Source organism: Streptomyces sp. NBC_00250, assembly GCF_036192275.1.
Classification (GTDB): domain Bacteria; phylum Actinomycetota; class Actinomycetes; order Streptomycetales; family Streptomycetaceae; genus Streptomyces.
This window is the reverse complement of record NZ_CP108088.1, coordinates 1,001,213-1,017,061: the sequence shown is the minus strand read 5'-3', so window position 1 is coordinate 1,017,061 and position 15,849 is coordinate 1,001,213. Positions and strand designations below refer to the sequence as shown.

Below are 15,849 nucleotides of genomic sequence, written 5' to 3'. Positions count from 1 at the left end.
CGCCAGCCGGCCGGCCGCTGCCGTACTGAGGAGGCCCGAGAGCAGTGGAGGAGACCATGGGACCGATACGATACGTCGTACCTTTCACGGAACTCGGGCGGCACGACGTCGGCCGAGCGGGTGGCAAGAACGCCTCGCTGGGCGAGATGACCACCCGGCTCGGAGGCGCGGGCATCCGCGTACCTCCGGGATTCGCCACCACCGCCGAAGCGTACGAGGAACTGCTCGGTTCCCGAGACCTCCGCCGTCGCGTGGAGGTACAGATCGAGAGACTGCACGCGGGCGCCCCACTCGATGAGGTCGGGGCGGCCATCCGGTCCCTCTTCCTCGCGGAGTCGTTGCCCGTGCCTCTGCGGGATGCCGTGCTCGCGGCGTACGAGGGGCTGGCCGAGGAGATCGGCCGGGAGTCGCCCGAGGTGGCGGTGCGCAGCAGTGCGACGGCGGAGGACCTGCCCGAAGCGAGTTTCGCCGGGCAGCAGGAGACGTATCTGAACGTCAGCGGCGCCGACGCGCTCCTTGAGGCATGCACCCGCTGCTACGCCTCTCTGTTCACCGACCGGGCGATCGACTACCGGGAACGGATGGGCTTCGACCACCTCGCCGTCGCCTTGTCCATCGGCGTCCAGGCCATGGTCCGCTCCGATCTGGCCGGCTCCGGTGTCGCCTTCACCCTCGACCCGGAGAGCGGCTTCCCGGACGTGATCGTGGTGAGTGCCGCCTGGGGGCTGGGGGAGACCGTCGTCAGCGGCCAGGTCGACCCGGACGAGTACACGGTGTTCAAGCCGAGCATGAAGGACCCGGAGCTCGACCCCGTCATCGATGTGCGGATCGGAGCCAAGCGGCTGAAGGCCGTGTACGCGGACACCGGGTTGACCCGCACGGTCGACACGCCCGACGGTGAGCGGAACCAGCGGGTCCTCGACGACGCGGAGATCCGCACGCTCGCCGGCTGGGCGGCGGCCGTCGAGGAGCACTACGGCTGCCCCATGGACATCGAATGGGCCAAGGACGGCCTCACCGGCGAGCTCTGGATCGTCCAGGCCCGCCCCGAGACGGTCCAGTCGCGTCGGCGCACCACCACCCTGACCCGCCGCCGGCTCACCGCCACTCCTGGCGAACCGCTCGTCGAAGGCATCGCCGTCGGCGAGGCCATCGGCCAGGGCCGTGTCGTGGCGCTCGACGCGCCCGTCGACCTCGACCGCTTCCCCCAGGGCGGCGTCCTCGTCACCGGCGTCACCGACCCGGACTGGGAACCCGTCATGAAGAGGGCCTCCGCCATCGTCACCGACCACGGGGGACGCACCTCACACGCGGCCATCGTCAGCCGCGAACTCGGAGTCCCCGCCGTTGTCGGAACCGGAAACGGGACACGGATCCTGCGTGACGGGCGCTCTGTCACGGTCTCCTGCGCCGAGGGAGGGAGCGGACGTGTCTACCAAGGGCTGCTCCCGTACGAGGAGACCCAGACCGACCTCGCGGAACTGCCTGCCACCCGAACCCGAGTGATGCTGAACCTGGCCGATCCATCAGCCGCGTTCCGCTGGTGGCGGCTCCCCGCCGACGGCGTGGGACTGGCGCGCCTCGAGGTCATCGTCGCCCACCAGGTGAAGGTCCACCCCATGGCCCTACTGCACCCGGAGCGGCTCGAACCACACGACCGGCATGTCATCGAGCGGCTCACCGAGGGCTACCTCGACCGAGGTGACTACTTCGTCGACCGGCTTGCCCACGGCATCGCCCGGATCGCCGCCTCCCGCTGGCCGACGCCCGTCGTCGTGCGCACCAGCGACTTCAAGACCAACGAGTACGCCAAGCTCCTCGGCGGCCGACCCTTCGAACCGGACGAGGCGAACCCCATGATCGGCTGGCGTGGCGCGAGCCGGTACTACAGCGACGGCTACCGCGAGGGCTTCGCCCTCGAATGCCGCGCGCTGCGCCGCGTGCGCGAGGGGATGGGGCTGACGAACGTGGTCGTCATGATCCCCTTCTGCCGCACCCTCGGCGAGGCCGATCAGGTGCTCGCGGTGATGGCGGACGAGGGACTGGTACGGGGCGAGAACGGGCTGCAGGTCTACGTCATGGCGGAGATACCGGCCAACATCATCCTGGCCAAAGAGTTCGCGGAACGCTTCGACGGATTCTCGATCGGCAGCAACGACCTCACCCAGCTCACCCTCGGCGTCGACCGCGACTCCGAGGCCCTCGCCCATGTTTTTGACGAGCGGGACCCCGCGGTCGTCCGCAGCATTCAGACCCTTGCTGTCCGCGCCCACGCGGCGGGCCGGCCGGTCGGGCTGTGCGGGCAGAGGCCGAGCGACGATCCGGCGTTCACCGCGATCCTGGTCGAGGCGGGCCTCGACTCGATCTCGGTGGCGCCGGACAGCTTCGCAGCGGTCAAAGGTCACGTGGCCAGCGCGGAGACGACGCGCGAGACCGGTACCGGACGAAGGGAGGAGTGACCGAACCGTCAACTGCCGCAGGAAGGGGCGATGGGGCGTCCCTGGCGCCCGGTGCACACCGTCAGGGTGCCGACGCTGATCGTCTGAACCAACGGCGAATCGGCACCGGATCGCGAGCAGGGGGGCGAAAAGGAGGACGTGGTCATGACGACCGCAAGGGAGATCATGCACTCCGGTGCGAGCTGCGTGCAGGAGAGCGAGAACCTCGTGGACGCCGCACGCCGCATGAGCGAACTGGATGTCGGCGCGCTGCCCATCTGCGGGCCGGACGACCGGCTGCACGGCATCATCACCGACCGGGACATCGTGGTGAAGTGCCTCGCCAAGGGCAAGGACCCCCACCGGATGACGGCCGGGGACCTGGCCCAGGGGAAGCCGGTGACCGTGGACGCGGGCGCCGACAGCGAAGTGGTGCTCCGCACGATGCAGGACCACCGTGTCCGCCGCGTGCCCGTGATCGACGACCACCGCCTGGTCGGCATGATCAGTGAGGCGGACCTGGCGCGTCACCTGCCGGAGGAACGGGTGGGCCATTTCGTCGAGAAGATCTGCTGCTGACAGCACCAGCGACGTGACGCCATGGGCCGGTCGGTCCCCTCCTGGTGAGGCCCGTTCGGCCCTGTCCTTCAGCCCCGTTGGGCACTGCGCCACGCGACGTCACGGGTGGAAGAGTGGGGTACGGAGTCGGACCGGGCTCCGCAACCCGATCCGCCGCCTGATCCGCACCTACTCGGGTCCACGACGACCGTCCTGGGCCCCGACACGAGGAGCAGAGCAATGGCCGGAGGCAAGGTGGAACGCAGGCACAGCCTCTTCCCCGACTTCAACGACTGGTTCAACCGGGAGTTTCCGGGGCTGCCCGGGTGGCGACCCGCGACGGCTGCTCACTCCATTCCCGTGGAGGTGACCAGCGGTCACGGCGTGTACGTGCTGCGGGCCGAGCTGCCGGGGATGGACCCGGACGACGACATCGGCATCACCGTCGACGACAACCTCATCACGGTGAGTGCGGAGCACATCGAGAGCACGGAGGACAAGGAGCATTCGGAGTTCCGCTACGGATCGTTCCGCAGGACCGTGCGCCTCCCGGGCACGATCCCCGCCGACGACGTCGAGGCGTCGTACGCGGACGGCATCCTCACCATCCGCATCCCGATGCCCGACGAGGAGACCACGTCCGTTCGGACCGTTCCGGTGAAGCGGGCCGACAAGCCGGCCGAGGGCGCGGAATCATGAACGCCAAGCGTGTCCTGGTCGCCTATGGCAGCAAGGCCGGCGCGACCGCCGGTATCGCCGAAGAGATCGGCCGGACGCTTCGGGACGACGGCTTCGACGCTGTCGTCCTGCCTGCCGACACCGTCACCGACGTGAGCGGCTACGCCGGCGTCGTTCTCGGCGGAGCCCTCTACGCCGGGCACTGGACCGGCAAGGCGCGACGGTGCGCCCGGCGCAACGCCGAACAGCTCAGGCACCGGCCTCTTTGGCTGTTCAGCAGTGGTCCCGTCGACAGTTCCGCGGAGCAGCACGACATCCCGCCCGTGCGAGGAGTCGCCCGGCGCATGAAGAGGCTCGGCGCTCGCGAGCACATGACCTTCGGTGGCGCCGTGACCGCCGAGACGCCGGGCCCGGTCGCCCGCGCTCTGGTGCGCCGGGGCAAGGGCGGCGACTTCCGCAATCCGGAACGGATCAGGGCATGGGCCCACCACATCGGAACGGAACTCGGCGCCACCCACTGAATCGGGCCTCTGACAGATGGGCGAGGCCACCCCGACGGGAGGTTCGGCATGCTCCACCAGGAGTCGGGGAGCGGGACCACCCCGCCCAGGAGACCCGCGAGGCGCGCCGCCCTGATCTTCGTGCTGTTGATCGCTGTGATCTGCGGTGCTGTGGCCGCCGGGAGCCTGTGGTCGGCGGGATCCACGACCGACCGTGAACTCGCCGCGCACCGACATCAGGTGACCGCGACCACCACCGGGCCGGCGAAGGACCCGCCCGTCGCCACCCGGTACGGCTCCAAGGCGCAGGCCGTCGCTCCGGCGGTGTGGGAACAGCCCGAGAACGTCCGCCGGTCCGGGAACATCCACGTCCCGTCCCGGACGCCGGAGGGACGCGCCGTGACGATCTGGGTGGACGACGCAGGGTCCCCCGCCCGGCCACCGGGCAGTTCCGCGGACCGCGCGTTTACCTCCCTGGCGGGCGGTACGGGGGCGGCGGGCGTGGTCGGGGTGGCAGGCGTCGCCGTCGTCCTCCTCGTACGGCGGCGGACCGAAGGCCACCGGCTCGCAGGCTGGGAACGCGAGTGGGAGCAGGTGGAACCCGTATGGTCCGGCCGACTCCACCGGGGCAGCGGTGCAGGGGACGACGATGACTGACCGTGCCGGCAGCCGCGCCGGACCGGAGCGGACCGCTTCCTCCACCCCCGCGCTGCCCTTCGACCCCAGTGAACCGCTGCCCCGGCTGCGTCGTGAGCTCGCCACGGGCCCGGATGGTCTCTCGGCCCGCGAGGCTGCCCGGCGCCTCGCCGTCCACGGACCGAACGAGGTACGGCGAAGAGCGCGCTCCTCCTTCGTGCGCGAGCTGGTCGGGCAGCTGATTCACCCCCTGGCCCTACTGCTGTGGGCTGCCGCCGCCCTCGCCTTCGTCGCGGACCTGGCGGTCCTTGGTTGGGCGATCCTCGCGGTCATCGCCGTCAACGCGGGTTTCGCCCTGCTCCAGGAACATCAAGCGGAGCGGGCGGTGGAGACGCTCGCCCGCTATCTGCCCGAGCACGCCCTGGCCGTACGCGACGGGCAGCCCCACGTCGTAGAGGCCCGTGACCTCGTGCCGGGCGATCTGATCCTCCTGGACGAGGGCGACAAGGTCCCCGCCGACGCGCATGTCACCGAGGGCGGGGTCGAGGTCGACCTGTCGATGCTCACGGGCGAGTCCGTGCCGGCTGAACGGATCGCCTCAGCCGGGATCCTCGGCGCCCCGCTGCTCGAGGAGCCGAACCTCGTCTTCAGCGGGACGACCTGTGTCGAGGGGCAGGCCCGCGCCATCGTGTTCGCCACCGGAAACCACACCGAACTCGGCCGGATCGCCGCGCTCAGCCAGCGGACGCGGCGTGAGGCGAGCCCTCTGGAACGGCAGGTCAAGCGGGTCGCGTGGCTCATCGCCGGCGTCGCGACCGGCATGGGTGTCGTGTTTCTCGTCCTCGGGGTGGCGGTCGGGCTTCCGGTCACCGACTCCCTGACGTTCGCCATCGGGCTGCTCGTCGCCAACGTCCCGGAGGGACTCCTTCCGACGATCACGCTGGCCCTGGCCGTCGGCGTTCGAGCCCTCGCCCGCCGGGGTGCCCTGGTCAAACGGCTCAGTGCCGTGGAGACCCTCGGTTCCACGAGTGTCATCTGCACAGACAAGACCGGCACACTCACCCGCAACAGCATGCGTCTCAGGGCGCTGTGGACGGTCGACCACGGGTCGGAGCCGGGCCCCTGGGCGGAGGACCTGGCGAGGGCGGGCGCCCTGTGCACCACGGTCACGCGAGAAGCCGACGGCGAACTGCACGGCGACCCCACCGAGGCCGCCCTCGTCGCCGGGGCCGCCGACCACGGGGCTCCGCTGGACCTGGGTCGGCGCGACGCGGGACGGCGGGCGCTGTTCCGCTTCGATCCGCGGCTGCGCCTGATGTCGGTCGTGCAGGGCGGGGAGACGCAGGGCGGAGAGACGCAGGGCGGAGAGACGTGGGGCGGGGAGACGCAGGGCCCCACGCGGATCGTGGTCAAGGGAGCGCCCGAGGCGGTGCTGGACCGCCTCCTGCCCGGAACCGCGGCGGACTCGGCCCGCGCGGCGGCCGAGGAGCTGGCCCGGGACGGCATGCGGGTCCTGGCCGTCGCCGTACGCGACGTGCCGAGTGGCGCGGAGCTGCCGTCACACCGCCAGGACGCGGAGTCGGGGTTGACCCTGCTCGGGCTTGTCGGGCTGTACGACCCGCCGCGCCCCGAGGTGGCGGAGGCTGTCCGCCGCTGCCACGAGGCCGGGATCCGGGTACACGTCGTGACGGGCGACAACGGTGCCACCGCCGCGGCCGTCGCGCGGGAGGTCGGCATCGGAGTGCCCCGTCTGCACGTGGTCGCGGCGTCGGAGTCGCTGGGCGACGACGAGCTGGACCGGCTCCTCGTGGAAGGCGACGACGAGATCGTCTTCGCCCGGTCCTCGCCCGAGACGAAGCTCAAGGTGGCGGACACCCTGCGGGAGCACGGCCGGATCGTCGCCATGACGGGTGACGGCGTCAACGACGCCCCCGCGCTGCACCGCGCCCATATCGGAGTGGCCATGGGACGCTCCGGCACCGACGTGGCCCGGGAGGCCGCCGCGATGGTGCTCACCGACGACGACTTCGCCACCATCGTGACCGCGGTCGAAGCCGGGCGCCGCGTCTACGACAACGTACGCAAGTTCATCGTCTACATCTTCGCCCACGCGACGCCGGAGATCGTTCCCTTCCTCGTCTTCGCGCTCTCCGCCGGCACGGTACCGCTTCCCCTCACCGTGCTGCAGATCCTCGCCATCGACCTCGGCACCGAGACCCTGCCCGCCCTGGCCCTCGGCCGGGAACGCTCCGAGCCCGGCATCATGCAGCGGCCCCCGCGGCCGCGCCACCAGGGCGTGATCTCCCGCGACATGCTGATACGGAGCTGGGGGTACCTGGGGCTCACGTCCGCGGTCCTCGTCATGGCGGGCTACTTCTACGTGCTGTGGCGCGCGGGCTGGCAGCCCGGCGACCCCACGGGTACCGGCAGTCCCTTGCACCACGCCTACGTGACGGCCACCACGGCCACCTTCGCTGGCATCGTCACCTGCCAGGTCGGCACGGCGTTCGCGGCCCGCACCGACCACGCGGCGCTGCGCGACATCGGGGTGTTCTCGAATCCGCTGCTGCTCGCCGGCATTGCCTTCGAGCTCGTCTTCACGGCCGCCCTCGTCTACGCGCCCCCGCTCCAGCACCTCTTCGGCACGGCCGCCCTTCCTCTGGACGTCGTCCTGCTCGTCGCGACGTTCCCGGTGCTGGTGTGGGGCACGGACGAGCTGCGGCGCGCCAGGCGGCGCCGTCAGCGGACGTCGGCCGTCCCCGGTTCGTGACCGCCCTGGTCGAGGCGGAAGGGCGGGTAGGCGTCCGTCATGAGGCTCGCGTAGGCGGCGACACGCAGGACCCAGCGGTTCAGGCCGACGATCAGGGAGAACAGGTCGCGCGGATACCGTTCGGTGAAGGCCACGGCGAAGCCCGCGATGATCGTGAGCAGGGTGATCAGGCCGCCGCTCCACCATCCCGCGTGCACGCCGCTGGTGAAGAAGGCGATCACGAGGTAGTGGGGGATGGCGAGCAGCCACCACTTGACCAGGACCATCGAGCGGGACAGCCGCTCCGGGTAGGCGATGTCGAGCCGGGCCGGGTAGTCAGGCTCGGGTCCGAGGCTGAAGGGCGGGTAGCGGTCGGTGCCGAGTGCGCCGTACGAGTAGTACGAGACGCGCCAGGACCAGCGGAGCACGCCGAGGTTGAAGTCGAACAGACCCCGTGGGAACCGCTCGGTGAAGAGGATCGCGAAGAACGCGATCACGCTGACGACGAAGAAGGCGATCCAGAGAAAGCACAGCACGATCCAGTGCGGGATCGCCAGGATCCACTTGACCAACCACAGCCAGCGGGACAGCCGGCTGTCGAGTTCGGCGGAGACCGCCACGGGACTTTGCGGGGCGCCAGGGGTGTCCATGATCGTCACTTCCTCGACAGGTCGTCGTCTTCGTACCTGAGCCGGTCGACGACCCCCACGACACCATCGACGCTGTTGCAGAGCCTGAGGAGCACCGGCACGAGGCTGCGGCGGCGGACCGTGCCACTGAGGGTGACCCGGCCGTCGTCGACCTCCACCGAGAGGGCCGACGGGCTCAGTCTCAAGGTGTGGGTGACCACGTCTTCGACGATCTCCTCCTGGATCGCCCGGTCCCGGCGCAGGAAGAGCTGGACGAGGTCGCTGCGGCTGAGCACACCCACGAGGCGCCCGTCGTCGTCGACCACGGGCAGGCGCTTGACGCTGGCCCGGTCCATCACACGGGCGGCCCGCACCACGCTCCAATCGGGTCGGGCGACGACGGCGGGGCTCGACATGAGTGCGCCCGCGGTGTCGAGCACGGCCCCGGCGGTACGGCGGCGTACCAGGTCCGCCTCCGAGACCACGCCCAGTGGCCGGTTCGACTCGTCCACCACGCACACCGCGGTGATGTCGAACTCGTTCAGCAGCCGTGCGATCTCCTTGAACGTCGTGCCTGGAACGACGCTGACGGCCGTGGGGGTCATCAGATCCGCGACGCTGCGGTGCCTCATCGCTCGTCACCTTCTCGCGCGTTCGACCGGTCCCCTCTTTCAGGATCGCCCGCTGTCCCCGTCCTGGGGAGGGCCGTCCGGTCCCTGGGGGGGCGAGTACGCGCAGCCATCCGGAGGTCGGCGCGATGTCGCCGAGGCCGTGCAGCGGTTCCAGGTCCTCGACGGGGCGACGCAGCGCCTCGGCGAACTCCAGGACGTCGGAGCGGCCCACCCGGAACCGGGAAAGGTAGTCGAGAGCCGGTTCGAGCCCCGCCGCGACCAGGAATCCGCGGCCCGGGGGAGGTCGCGGACGAAGAGGCTGAACGCGGCCGGTGCCCGCATGTCCTCCCGCAGGTAAGAGAGGGCCATCGTGACCTCGTACAGGTCGGTACTGGTGACCTGGGACATGCTTCGAGCATGCACGGCGGACGCGTGACCTGCACCGGAAGGGCCGGACATGGCTACGCCTCGACGAAGGTGGTGAGCTCGCACCGTACGTCCACCACGCCTTCGACGGCGCGGGCCAGGCGGGCGGCGAGCGGGACGAGCGCGCTGTCGCGGACCTCGCCGGACAGCGTCACGACCCCGGCGTCGACACGCACGTCGACCCGGTGCCGGGAGAGCGGGAACAGGTGCTCGACCACGTCGCGGCGCACGTCGGCGGCGAGATCCTCGTCAGGGCGGAGGAAGACCTTGAGGAGATCGGACCGGCTCACGATCCCCTGGATGGTGCCGCTCGCGTCGACGACCGGCAGCCGCTTCACGCGATGCGCGGCCATGAGGCGGGCGGCCCGGGGCAGGGACGCCCCGGGAGCGACGGTGACGGCGGGCGAGGTCATCAGGTCCTCGGCCCGGCGCGACCCCGCCTTGGCCGTGGCGTCGAGCCGTCGCATCTGCTCGACGAGACCGAGGCGGTGATCGTGGAACTCCTCCTTCAGGAGCAGGTCCGCCTCGGAGACCACCCCGACGACGCGGCCCTCGCCCTCGACGACGGGGACGGCCGTCACCTTCCACCGCTCCATGGCGGCGACGATCTCCTTGAACTCCGCGCCGGGCAGGACGGCGACGACTTTCTTGGTCATCACGTCGGCGACGGTGAACGGCTGAGGTGTCATCGCTCTTTCCTTCCCTGAGGCATCGGCGGGCGGGCGCTGTCGCAACGGCTGCGGCGCCCAGATGGGGCCGGGCAGGTCACAGCCCTCAGCGGACCAGGACGGCCTCCCCGGAGCGGGGTACGACGGCCGTCCAGCCCAGTTCGCGGTCGATGCGATCGCGCAGCGCCTCGGACGTCGTCGGCTCGCCGTGGACCAGGTAGGTGGTGTGCGGGGGAGGAGCGCCGCGGAGCCAGTCGATGATCTGTCCGGCGTCGGCATGGGCCGAGAAGTGGGGCACGTCGGCGATCTCGGCCCGTACGGGCACGTACTCGCCGAACATCTTGAGCGTCCGGGCTCCGTCAGCCAGGTCTCGCGCCCTGGTGCCGGCCGCCGCGAAGCCGACCACGACCACGGCGTTGCGCGGATCGGGGAGAAGGCGGTGGAGGTGGTGCAGGACCCGGCCGCCGGTGGCCATGCCGGCCGAGGAGACGATCACGGCGGGTCCGTGCGTGCTGTTGATGTCGATGGACTCCTGGACGGTGCGCGCCGCGAGGAACGGTTCCGGGCTCAGCGCGCCCTCTCCACGCGCGAGGATCTCGGGCCGCAGCTCGGCGGAGTGCTCGCGTACGGCGTCCCGGTAGACGTCCAGCGCGGCGAGGGCCATGGGGCTGTCCACGTACACGGGTACCGAGCGGGGCAGAACGCCCGTGTCGCGCAGGCGGCCCAGTTCGTGCAGGACGACCTCGGTCCGGTCGATCGCGAAGGCCGGGATGACGACGGTGCCGTTCCGCGCGAGGGCGCGGGCGATGACGGCGGCGAACTCCGACCGGGCGGACTCCTGGTCGTGGTGGCGGTCGCCGTAGGTGGACTCCATGAGGAGTACGTCGGCGCCCGAGAACGGCTCCGGCGGCAGCAGCAGTGGGTGACCTGGGCGGCCCAGGTCACCGGAGGTGGCCAGGGTGTGGCCGTCCTCCAGCGTGAGGTGGGCCCATGCCGAGCCGAGGATGTGCCCGCCGTGGTGGAGTGTGAGCCGGGTGCCGGCCATGATCTCCACGTCCTCGCCGACGGCCACGGGGTCGAAGAACGCGAGGGTCTTCTCGACGTCCGAGTCGTCGTAGAGCGGTTTGGCCGGGCGGTGCTTGGACCAGCCGTGTGCGTTGGCGTGCCGGGCGGCCTCCATCTGGAGCCGCGCGCTGTCGCGCAGCACGATCCCGGCGAGCCGGGCGGTGTGGGCGCTGGTCAGGATCGGCCCCCGGAAGCCCTGCCGCACCAGGCGGGGCAGATAGCCGCAGTGGTCCAGGTGGGCATGGGTGACGACCACGGCGTCCACGTCCGCCGCGTCGCGGGCGAACCGCTCCCAGTTGCGGTGCCGCAGCTTCGCGAAACCCTGGAAGAGACCGCAGTCGAGGAGGATCCGCGCATGGTCGCTCTCGACCAGGAACTTGCTGCCGGTGACCGTCCCCACGCCACCCAGGAAACTCAGCAGGGCCGGCCGCGGGGGCGTGGGAGCGGGATTCGGGGCTGCCTCGGACATGGCCGTCCCTCCTTCGGAACGTGTACCGGTCTCCACCCTCGCATCCTGACCCGGCACGCCCCGAGAGTCCGTACGGGCACATCGGGGGGCCGACCGGCCCATGCGTCGCCCGAGTGCCGGACGCAGCCTGGTGGACGAGGACCGCAGCGACGTGCGACAGGAAGTGGGTGGGCGCCATGAAGGCACTCGTCTTCCAGGGACCGGGGCGAATCGCCTGGCAGGACATGCCCGACCCGGTCGTCGAGGATCCCGCCGACGCGATCGTCCGGGTCGACGCCGTCACCATCTGCGGCACGGACCTGCACATCCTGAAGGGCGACGTCCCCGAGGTGACGCCCGGCCGGGTCCTGGGACACGAGGCGGTCGGCACGGTGGTGGAGACCGGGGGCGACGTCCGCACGGTACGACCGGGGGACCGGGTCCTGGTCTCCTGCATCACGGCCTGCGGAAGGTGCCGCTTCTGCCGTGAGAGCCGTTACGGGCAGTGCCGGGGCGGAGGCGGCTGGATCCTCGGCCACACCGTCGACGGCACCCAGGCCGAGTACGTCCGGGTGCCCTTCGCCGACCTGTCGGTCCACCCGCTACCGGAGGCGATCGACGACTTCGACGCCGTCCTGCTCGCCGACATCTTCCCCACCGCCTACGAGGTCGGGGTCCTGAACGGTGCGGTGCACCCCTCCGACACGGTGGTCGTGGTCGGCGCGGGCCCCATCGGCCTCGCCGCCGTCATCACGGCGGGCCTCTACAGTCCCGGCCGCATCGTCGCCGTCGACCTCGCCGAGTCCCGGCTGAGCGCCGCCCGCGCCCTCGGAGCGGACGCCACCGTGAACGCCGGGGAAGGACCCGAACAACTCGTCGCGGATCTCACCGACGGCCTCGGCGCCGACGTCGTCATGGAGGCCGTCGGTGTCCCGGAAGCGTTCGAGATGTGCACGCGCATGGTCCGACCAGGCGGCAGAGTCGCGAACATCGGAGTCCACGGCAAGCCCGCGACCCTTCACCTCGAAGACCTGTGGATCAAGGACGTCACGATCACCACCGGCCTCGTGGACACGTCGTCCACACCCATGCTGCTGCGCATGATGGCCTCGGGGCGGCTGCCGTCGGCAGCACTGCTCACCCACCGGTTCGAACTGGGGGAGATGGAGGAGGCGTACGACGTCTTCGGTCGCGCGGCCGAGACCGGCGCCATCAAGGTCGCGCTGGGCGGCCCGCAGCACACGGTCGTGAGCCTCCCCGACACGTCGGCGGCCTGATGAACGGCCGAGGCCCGGGCTCTCGGCCCCCGGAGAGTGTCGTCCTCGACACCGACGGTGTACTGCTCGACTCCGCCGTCGTGCACGCGGCGGCGTGGAAGATCGCCTTCGACGCCTGCCTCGACCGCCTCGCGCCCGACAACGGGACACAGCCTCCCTTCGACGCGGACGCCGAGTACCGCCGACTCGTCGACGGAAGGTCCCGGTACGACGGCGCCGCGGCCTTCCTCACCGCCCGCGGCCTTCACCTCCCACCGGGAGATCCTCATGACGCCCCCGGTCACGGCACGGTCTGGGCCGTCGCGGCACACAAGGAACGGGCGTTCGTCGAGCTGCTTCGTACGAAAGGCGTCACGGCCTTCGCCGACGCAGGGCCCGCCCTCACGGCTCTGCGCACGGCGGGCGTGCCGTGCGCAGCCGTCTCCGCCTCCCGGCACGCCCGGACGCTGATCGGCGCCGCCGGGCTCGCCGGTCTCCTCACGGTGATCGTGGACGGCGCGGACGCCGCCAGGCTCGGCCTCGCCGGCAAGCCGGATCCCGCGCTGTTCCTGCGGGCGGCCGCTCTCCTGGGCAGCCGCGCCCAGGAGACCGCAGTCGCCGAGGACGCACTCGCCGGAGTCGAGGCAGGACGTCGCGGCGGCTTCGGTCTCGTCGTCGGCGTCGACCGCACCCCGCTGCGGAGCACCACCGCCCTCCTGCGGGAGCAGGGTGCCGACCTGGTCGTTCCCGATCTGGCCACGCTGGTCCGGAGCGTGTGGGGTGAGCGCGGATGACCTCAGGCTGGACGTGGCACTACGACCGGTACGACCCGGAACGCGAGCCGCTGGTCGAAGCGCTCTGCACCCTGGGTAACGGCCGGTTCGCCACTCGGGGCTCCGCTCCCGAGCGCACTGCCGGGGGCGCGCACTACCCGGGTACTTACATGGCCGGCTGTTACGACCGGCTCACCTCGACTGTCGCGGGCCAGCAGGTCGAGAACGAGGATCTCGTCAACCTTCCGAACTGGACGCTGCTGCGCTACCGCTGCCTCCCGGACGACGGTCCGGCGGGCGACTGGCTCACCCCCGACGCCGGCGAACTGCGCCACTACGACGTGCACCTCGACCTGCGTGCGGGGGTTCTCACACGACGTCTGTTCTTCGAGGACGCTCACGGGCGGGGCCTGCGCGTCAGCCACATCCGCCTCGTTCACATGGGGGAACCCGGACTGGCGGCCCAGTGCACCCTCTTCCGGGCCTACGGCTGGAGCGGCGCCGTCGAGGTTCGGTCCCTCCTCGACGGCGCCGTCACCAACGCCGGAGTCGAGCGCTACCGGCATCTCGACGGGCGCCATCTCACCGCCCACCGGACCGGATTCGAGGCCGACGGCGTCGCCTGGATCTCCTGCCGTACGGTCGACCCAGGCATCCGGATCGCCATGGCCGTACGCACGGTCACCCGCCCCGCGCGGTCCGCGCGGGAGGTCGCCGGCTCGACCGGCACCGAACAGACGTACCACCTGCCGGTCGTTCCCCGCCGCTCGGCGATGGTCGTGAAGACCCTGGCGCTGCACACCTCGACGGACTGGCCCGCCGCAGACCCGCTCACGGCAGCCACCGACGTGATCGCTCGTGCTCCGGCCTTCCCCCGGCTGCTCGCCACGCACAAGGCGGCCTGGCAGCGCGTCTGGGAGCAGGGGGAGCTTCATGTGCCCGGGGACGCGGGCCGCGTCCTGCGGCTGCACGTGTTCCATCTGCTGCAGACGCTGTCCCCGCACACGGCGGACCTCGACGTGGGCGTGCCCGCTCGCGGACTGCACGGTGAGGCGTACCGGGGGCACGTCTTCTGGGACGAGCTCTTCGTCCTGCCCTACCTCGACCTCCACTTCCCCGAGGTGGCCCGGGCGCTGCTCATGTACCGGCACCGTCGACTGCCGGCCGCCCGCGAGGCCGCCCGCCTCGCCGGTCGGCAAGGAGCCATGTATCCCTGGCAGAGCGCGAGTTCGGGACGGGAGGAGACACAGGCCCTGCACCTCAATCCGCGCTCAGGAAGGTGGCTGGCCGACCACTCCCGGCTCCAGCGCCATGTGGGGTCGGCTGTCGCGTACAACGTCTGGAAGTACGCACAGGCCACCGGCGACCGAGGATTCCTCCACTCGGCCGGGGCGGAGATCCTGCTTGAGGTCGCCCGCCACTGGGCCGGGGCCGCCACGTTCGACCCGGCGATCGGCCGCTACCGCATCCGCGGGGTCGTGGGGCCGGACGAGTACCACGACGCTTATCCCGATGCCACGACGCCAGGGATCGACGACAACGCCTACACCAACGCGACCGCCGCCTGGGTGCTGGCCCGAGGCCTCGATCTGCTCGGCGAACTGCCGGAGGCCCGCCGCTCGGAACTCGGGGAGCAACTGTCGCTGGACGACGGTGAACCGGCCCGATGGGAGGACGTCTCCCGCCGCCTGTACATCCCGTTCCACCAGGGCGTGGTCAGCCAGTTCGAGGGGTACGGAGACCTGGCGGAACTCGACTGGGAGGCCTACCGGGCCCGTTATCGCGACATCCGCAGGCTCGACCGGATCCTGGAGGCCGAGGGCGACACGGTCAACCGCTACCAGGCGTCGAAGCAGGCCGACACCCTCATGCTCGGCTACCTCTTCCGGCCCGAGGAGCTGTACAGCCTGTTCGGCCGGCTCGGCTACGCGCTGGACGACGAGATGTGGCGTGCGACCGTCTCGTACCACCTGCGGCGCACCAGCCACGGCTCGACGCTGAGCAGTCTCGTCCACGGCTGGGTGCTGGCCCGGCAGAAGGGCGCCGACGCGTGGCGGTACTGCGAGGAGGCGCTGCTTGCCGACGTGGCCGACGTCCAGGGCGGAACCACGGGGGAGGGTGTCCACCTCGGTGCGATGGCGGGCACGATCGACCTCGTCGAACGCGGGCTCACCGGCCTGGAAACGGGACCGGAAGGGCTCCGAGTCGCTCCGGTGCCACTGGCGGAGATTCCGCGGTTCACCTTCACCCTGTGCGTCGGCCGTCATCGAGGGGTGCGCCTGCGGATGCTTCCCGGGCGGCTGGCCATTCGGGTTCCCGCCTCGTCCGAGGGCCCGCTCGCCGTCACGCTCCCGGGCGGCCGGCGGGTGACCGTCGCACCCGGGCAGGAGGGCTGGTTCCGTCTGTGAGGGGTG

General features: G+C 71.2%; 13 protein-coding genes and 1 pseudogene. 9 read left to right on the top strand and 5 right to left on the bottom strand.

The genetic code is table 11. The features are described 5' to 3' along the window. Window positions 1–56 precede the first annotated feature (56 nt). The 6 genes from ppsA to OG259_RS04400 all read left to right on the top strand — a co-directional run bounded on the left by ppsA (window position 57) and on the right by OG259_RS04400 (window position 7,580). On the top strand, window positions 57–2,459 hold the full coding sequence (gene ppsA, locus OG259_RS04425) for a phosphoenolpyruvate synthase (protein ID WP_328940976.1): 2,403 nt from the start codon (window positions 57–59) through the stop codon (window positions 2,457–2,459). A 144-nt stretch (window positions 2,460–2,603) separates the two neighbouring features. Continuing rightward, window positions 2,604–3,017: a CBS domain-containing protein gene (locus OG259_RS04420; protein ID WP_024755136.1), complete on the top strand. Its 414-nt coding sequence runs from the start codon at window positions 2,604–2,606 to the stop codon at window positions 3,015–3,017. A 219-nt stretch (window positions 3,018–3,236) separates the two neighbouring features. After that, window positions 3,237–3,695: an Hsp20/alpha crystallin family protein gene (locus OG259_RS04415; protein ID WP_328940975.1), complete on the top strand. Its 459-nt coding sequence runs from the start codon at window positions 3,237–3,239 to the stop codon at window positions 3,693–3,695. Beyond that, entirely contained in the window at window positions 3,692–4,195 is a 504-nt protein-coding gene (locus OG259_RS04410; RefSeq protein ID WP_328940974.1) for a flavodoxin domain-containing protein, read from the top strand. Before OG259_RS04415 ends, OG259_RS04410 begins: the two co-directional genes overlap by 4 nt. Before the next feature lie 48 nt (window positions 4,196–4,243). Continuing rightward, window positions 4,244–4,831, top strand: coding sequence for an Rv1733c family protein (locus OG259_RS04405; protein WP_328940973.1), 588 nt, complete (start codon window positions 4,244–4,246; stop codon window positions 4,829–4,831). Then, entirely contained in the window at window positions 4,824–7,580 is a 2,757-nt protein-coding gene (locus OG259_RS04400) for a cation-translocating P-type ATPase (RefSeq protein WP_328940972.1), read from the top strand. The genes OG259_RS04405 and OG259_RS04400 overlap by 8 nt, the downstream gene beginning before the upstream one ends. Here the strand turns inward: OG259_RS04400 and OG259_RS04395 are convergent. From OG259_RS04395 to OG259_RS04375, 5 genes and pseudogenes are all read right to left on the bottom strand, one after another. Next, a complete protein-coding gene (locus OG259_RS04395) occupies window positions 7,550–8,209 on the bottom strand; it encodes a DUF4389 domain-containing protein (RefSeq protein ID WP_328946989.1) in 660 nt (219 codons plus the stop codon). The two genes, OG259_RS04400 and OG259_RS04395, sit on opposite strands and share 31 nt — an antisense overlap. A 5-nt stretch (window positions 8,210–8,214) precedes the next feature. Beyond that, on the bottom strand, window positions 8,215–8,820 hold the full coding sequence (locus OG259_RS04390; protein ID WP_328940971.1) for a CBS domain-containing protein: 606 nt from the start codon (window positions 8,818–8,820) through the stop codon (window positions 8,215–8,217). Between the two features lie 133 nt (window positions 8,821–8,953). Next, window positions 8,954–9,207 (bottom strand): annotated as a pseudogene (locus tag OG259_RS04385) (nicotinate phosphoribosyltransferase); the annotation flags it as partial. Between the two features lie 53 nt (window positions 9,208–9,260). After that, window positions 9,261–9,914: a CBS domain-containing protein gene (locus OG259_RS04380; RefSeq protein ID WP_328940970.1), complete on the bottom strand. Its 654-nt coding sequence runs from the start codon at window positions 9,912–9,914 to the stop codon at window positions 9,261–9,263. 85 nt (window positions 9,915–9,999) lie between these two features. After that, window positions 10,000–11,427, bottom strand: a complete 1,428-nt coding sequence (locus tag OG259_RS04375) for an MBL fold metallo-hydrolase (protein WP_328940969.1) — start codon at window positions 11,425–11,427, stop codon at window positions 10,000–10,002. Window positions 11,428–11,603: 176 nt separating this feature from the next. Between OG259_RS04375 and OG259_RS04370 the strand changes: the two genes are divergently transcribed. Genes OG259_RS04370 through OG259_RS04360 form a run of 3 tightly spaced genes read left to right on the top strand, consistent with a single transcriptional unit; the run spans window position 11,604 to window position 15,843 of the window. Continuing rightward, window positions 11,604–12,683, top strand: coding sequence for a zinc-dependent alcohol dehydrogenase family protein (locus tag OG259_RS04370; RefSeq protein WP_328940968.1), 1,080 nt, complete (start codon window positions 11,604–11,606; stop codon window positions 12,681–12,683). Continuing rightward, window positions 12,683–13,456, top strand: a complete 774-nt coding sequence (locus tag OG259_RS04365) for an HAD family hydrolase (RefSeq protein ID WP_328940967.1) — start codon at window positions 12,683–12,685, stop codon at window positions 13,454–13,456. Before OG259_RS04370 ends, OG259_RS04365 begins: the two co-directional genes overlap by 1 nt. Continuing rightward, a complete protein-coding gene (locus tag OG259_RS04360) occupies window positions 13,453–15,843 on the top strand; it encodes a glycoside hydrolase family 65 protein (RefSeq protein WP_328940966.1) in 2,391 nt (796 codons plus the stop codon). Before OG259_RS04365 ends, OG259_RS04360 begins: the two co-directional genes overlap by 4 nt. The last annotated feature ends 6 nt before the right edge of the window (window positions 15,844–15,849 follow it).

Excerpts from the sequence above, each read along its gene's own strand:
- OG259_RS04375 (WP_328940969.1), bottom strand. The coding sequence starts at position 11,427 with ATGTCCGAGGCAGCCCCGAATCCCGCTCCCACGCCCCCGCGGCCGGCC.
- OG259_RS04405 (WP_328940973.1), top strand. The coding sequence starts at position 4,244 with ATGCTCCACCAGGAGTCGGGGAGCGGGACCACCCCGCCCAGGAGACCC.
- OG259_RS04365 (WP_328940967.1), top strand. The coding sequence starts at position 12,683 with ATGAACGGCCGAGGCCCGGGCTCTCGGCCCCCGGAGAGTGTCGTCCTC.
- OG259_RS04415 (WP_328940975.1), top strand. The coding sequence starts at position 3,237 with ATGGCCGGAGGCAAGGTGGAACGCAGGCACAGCCTCTTCCCCGACTTC.
- OG259_RS04400 (WP_328940972.1), top strand. The coding sequence starts at position 4,824 with ATGACTGACCGTGCCGGCAGCCGCGCCGGACCGGAGCGGACCGCTTCC.
- OG259_RS04395 (WP_328946989.1), bottom strand. The coding sequence starts at position 8,209 with ATGGACACCCCTGGCGCCCCGCAAAGTCCCGTGGCGGTCTCCGCCGAA.
- OG259_RS04370 (WP_328940968.1), top strand. The coding sequence starts at position 11,604 with ATGAAGGCACTCGTCTTCCAGGGACCGGGGCGAATCGCCTGGCAGGAC.
- OG259_RS04420 (WP_024755136.1), top strand. The coding sequence starts at position 2,604 with ATGACGACCGCAAGGGAGATCATGCACTCCGGTGCGAGCTGCGTGCAG.
- OG259_RS04360 (WP_328940966.1), top strand. The coding sequence starts at position 13,453 with ATGACCTCAGGCTGGACGTGGCACTACGACCGGTACGACCCGGAACGC.
- OG259_RS04410 (WP_328940974.1), top strand. The coding sequence starts at position 3,692 with ATGAACGCCAAGCGTGTCCTGGTCGCCTATGGCAGCAAGGCCGGCGCG.
- ppsA (WP_328940976.1), top strand. The coding sequence starts at position 57 with ATGGGACCGATACGATACGTCGTACCTTTCACGGAACTCGGGCGGCAC.
- OG259_RS04390 (WP_328940971.1), bottom strand. The coding sequence starts at position 8,820 with ATGAGGCACCGCAGCGTCGCGGATCTGATGACCCCCACGGCCGTCAGC.
- OG259_RS04380 (WP_328940970.1), bottom strand. The coding sequence starts at position 9,914 with ATGACACCTCAGCCGTTCACCGTCGCCGACGTGATGACCAAGAAAGTC.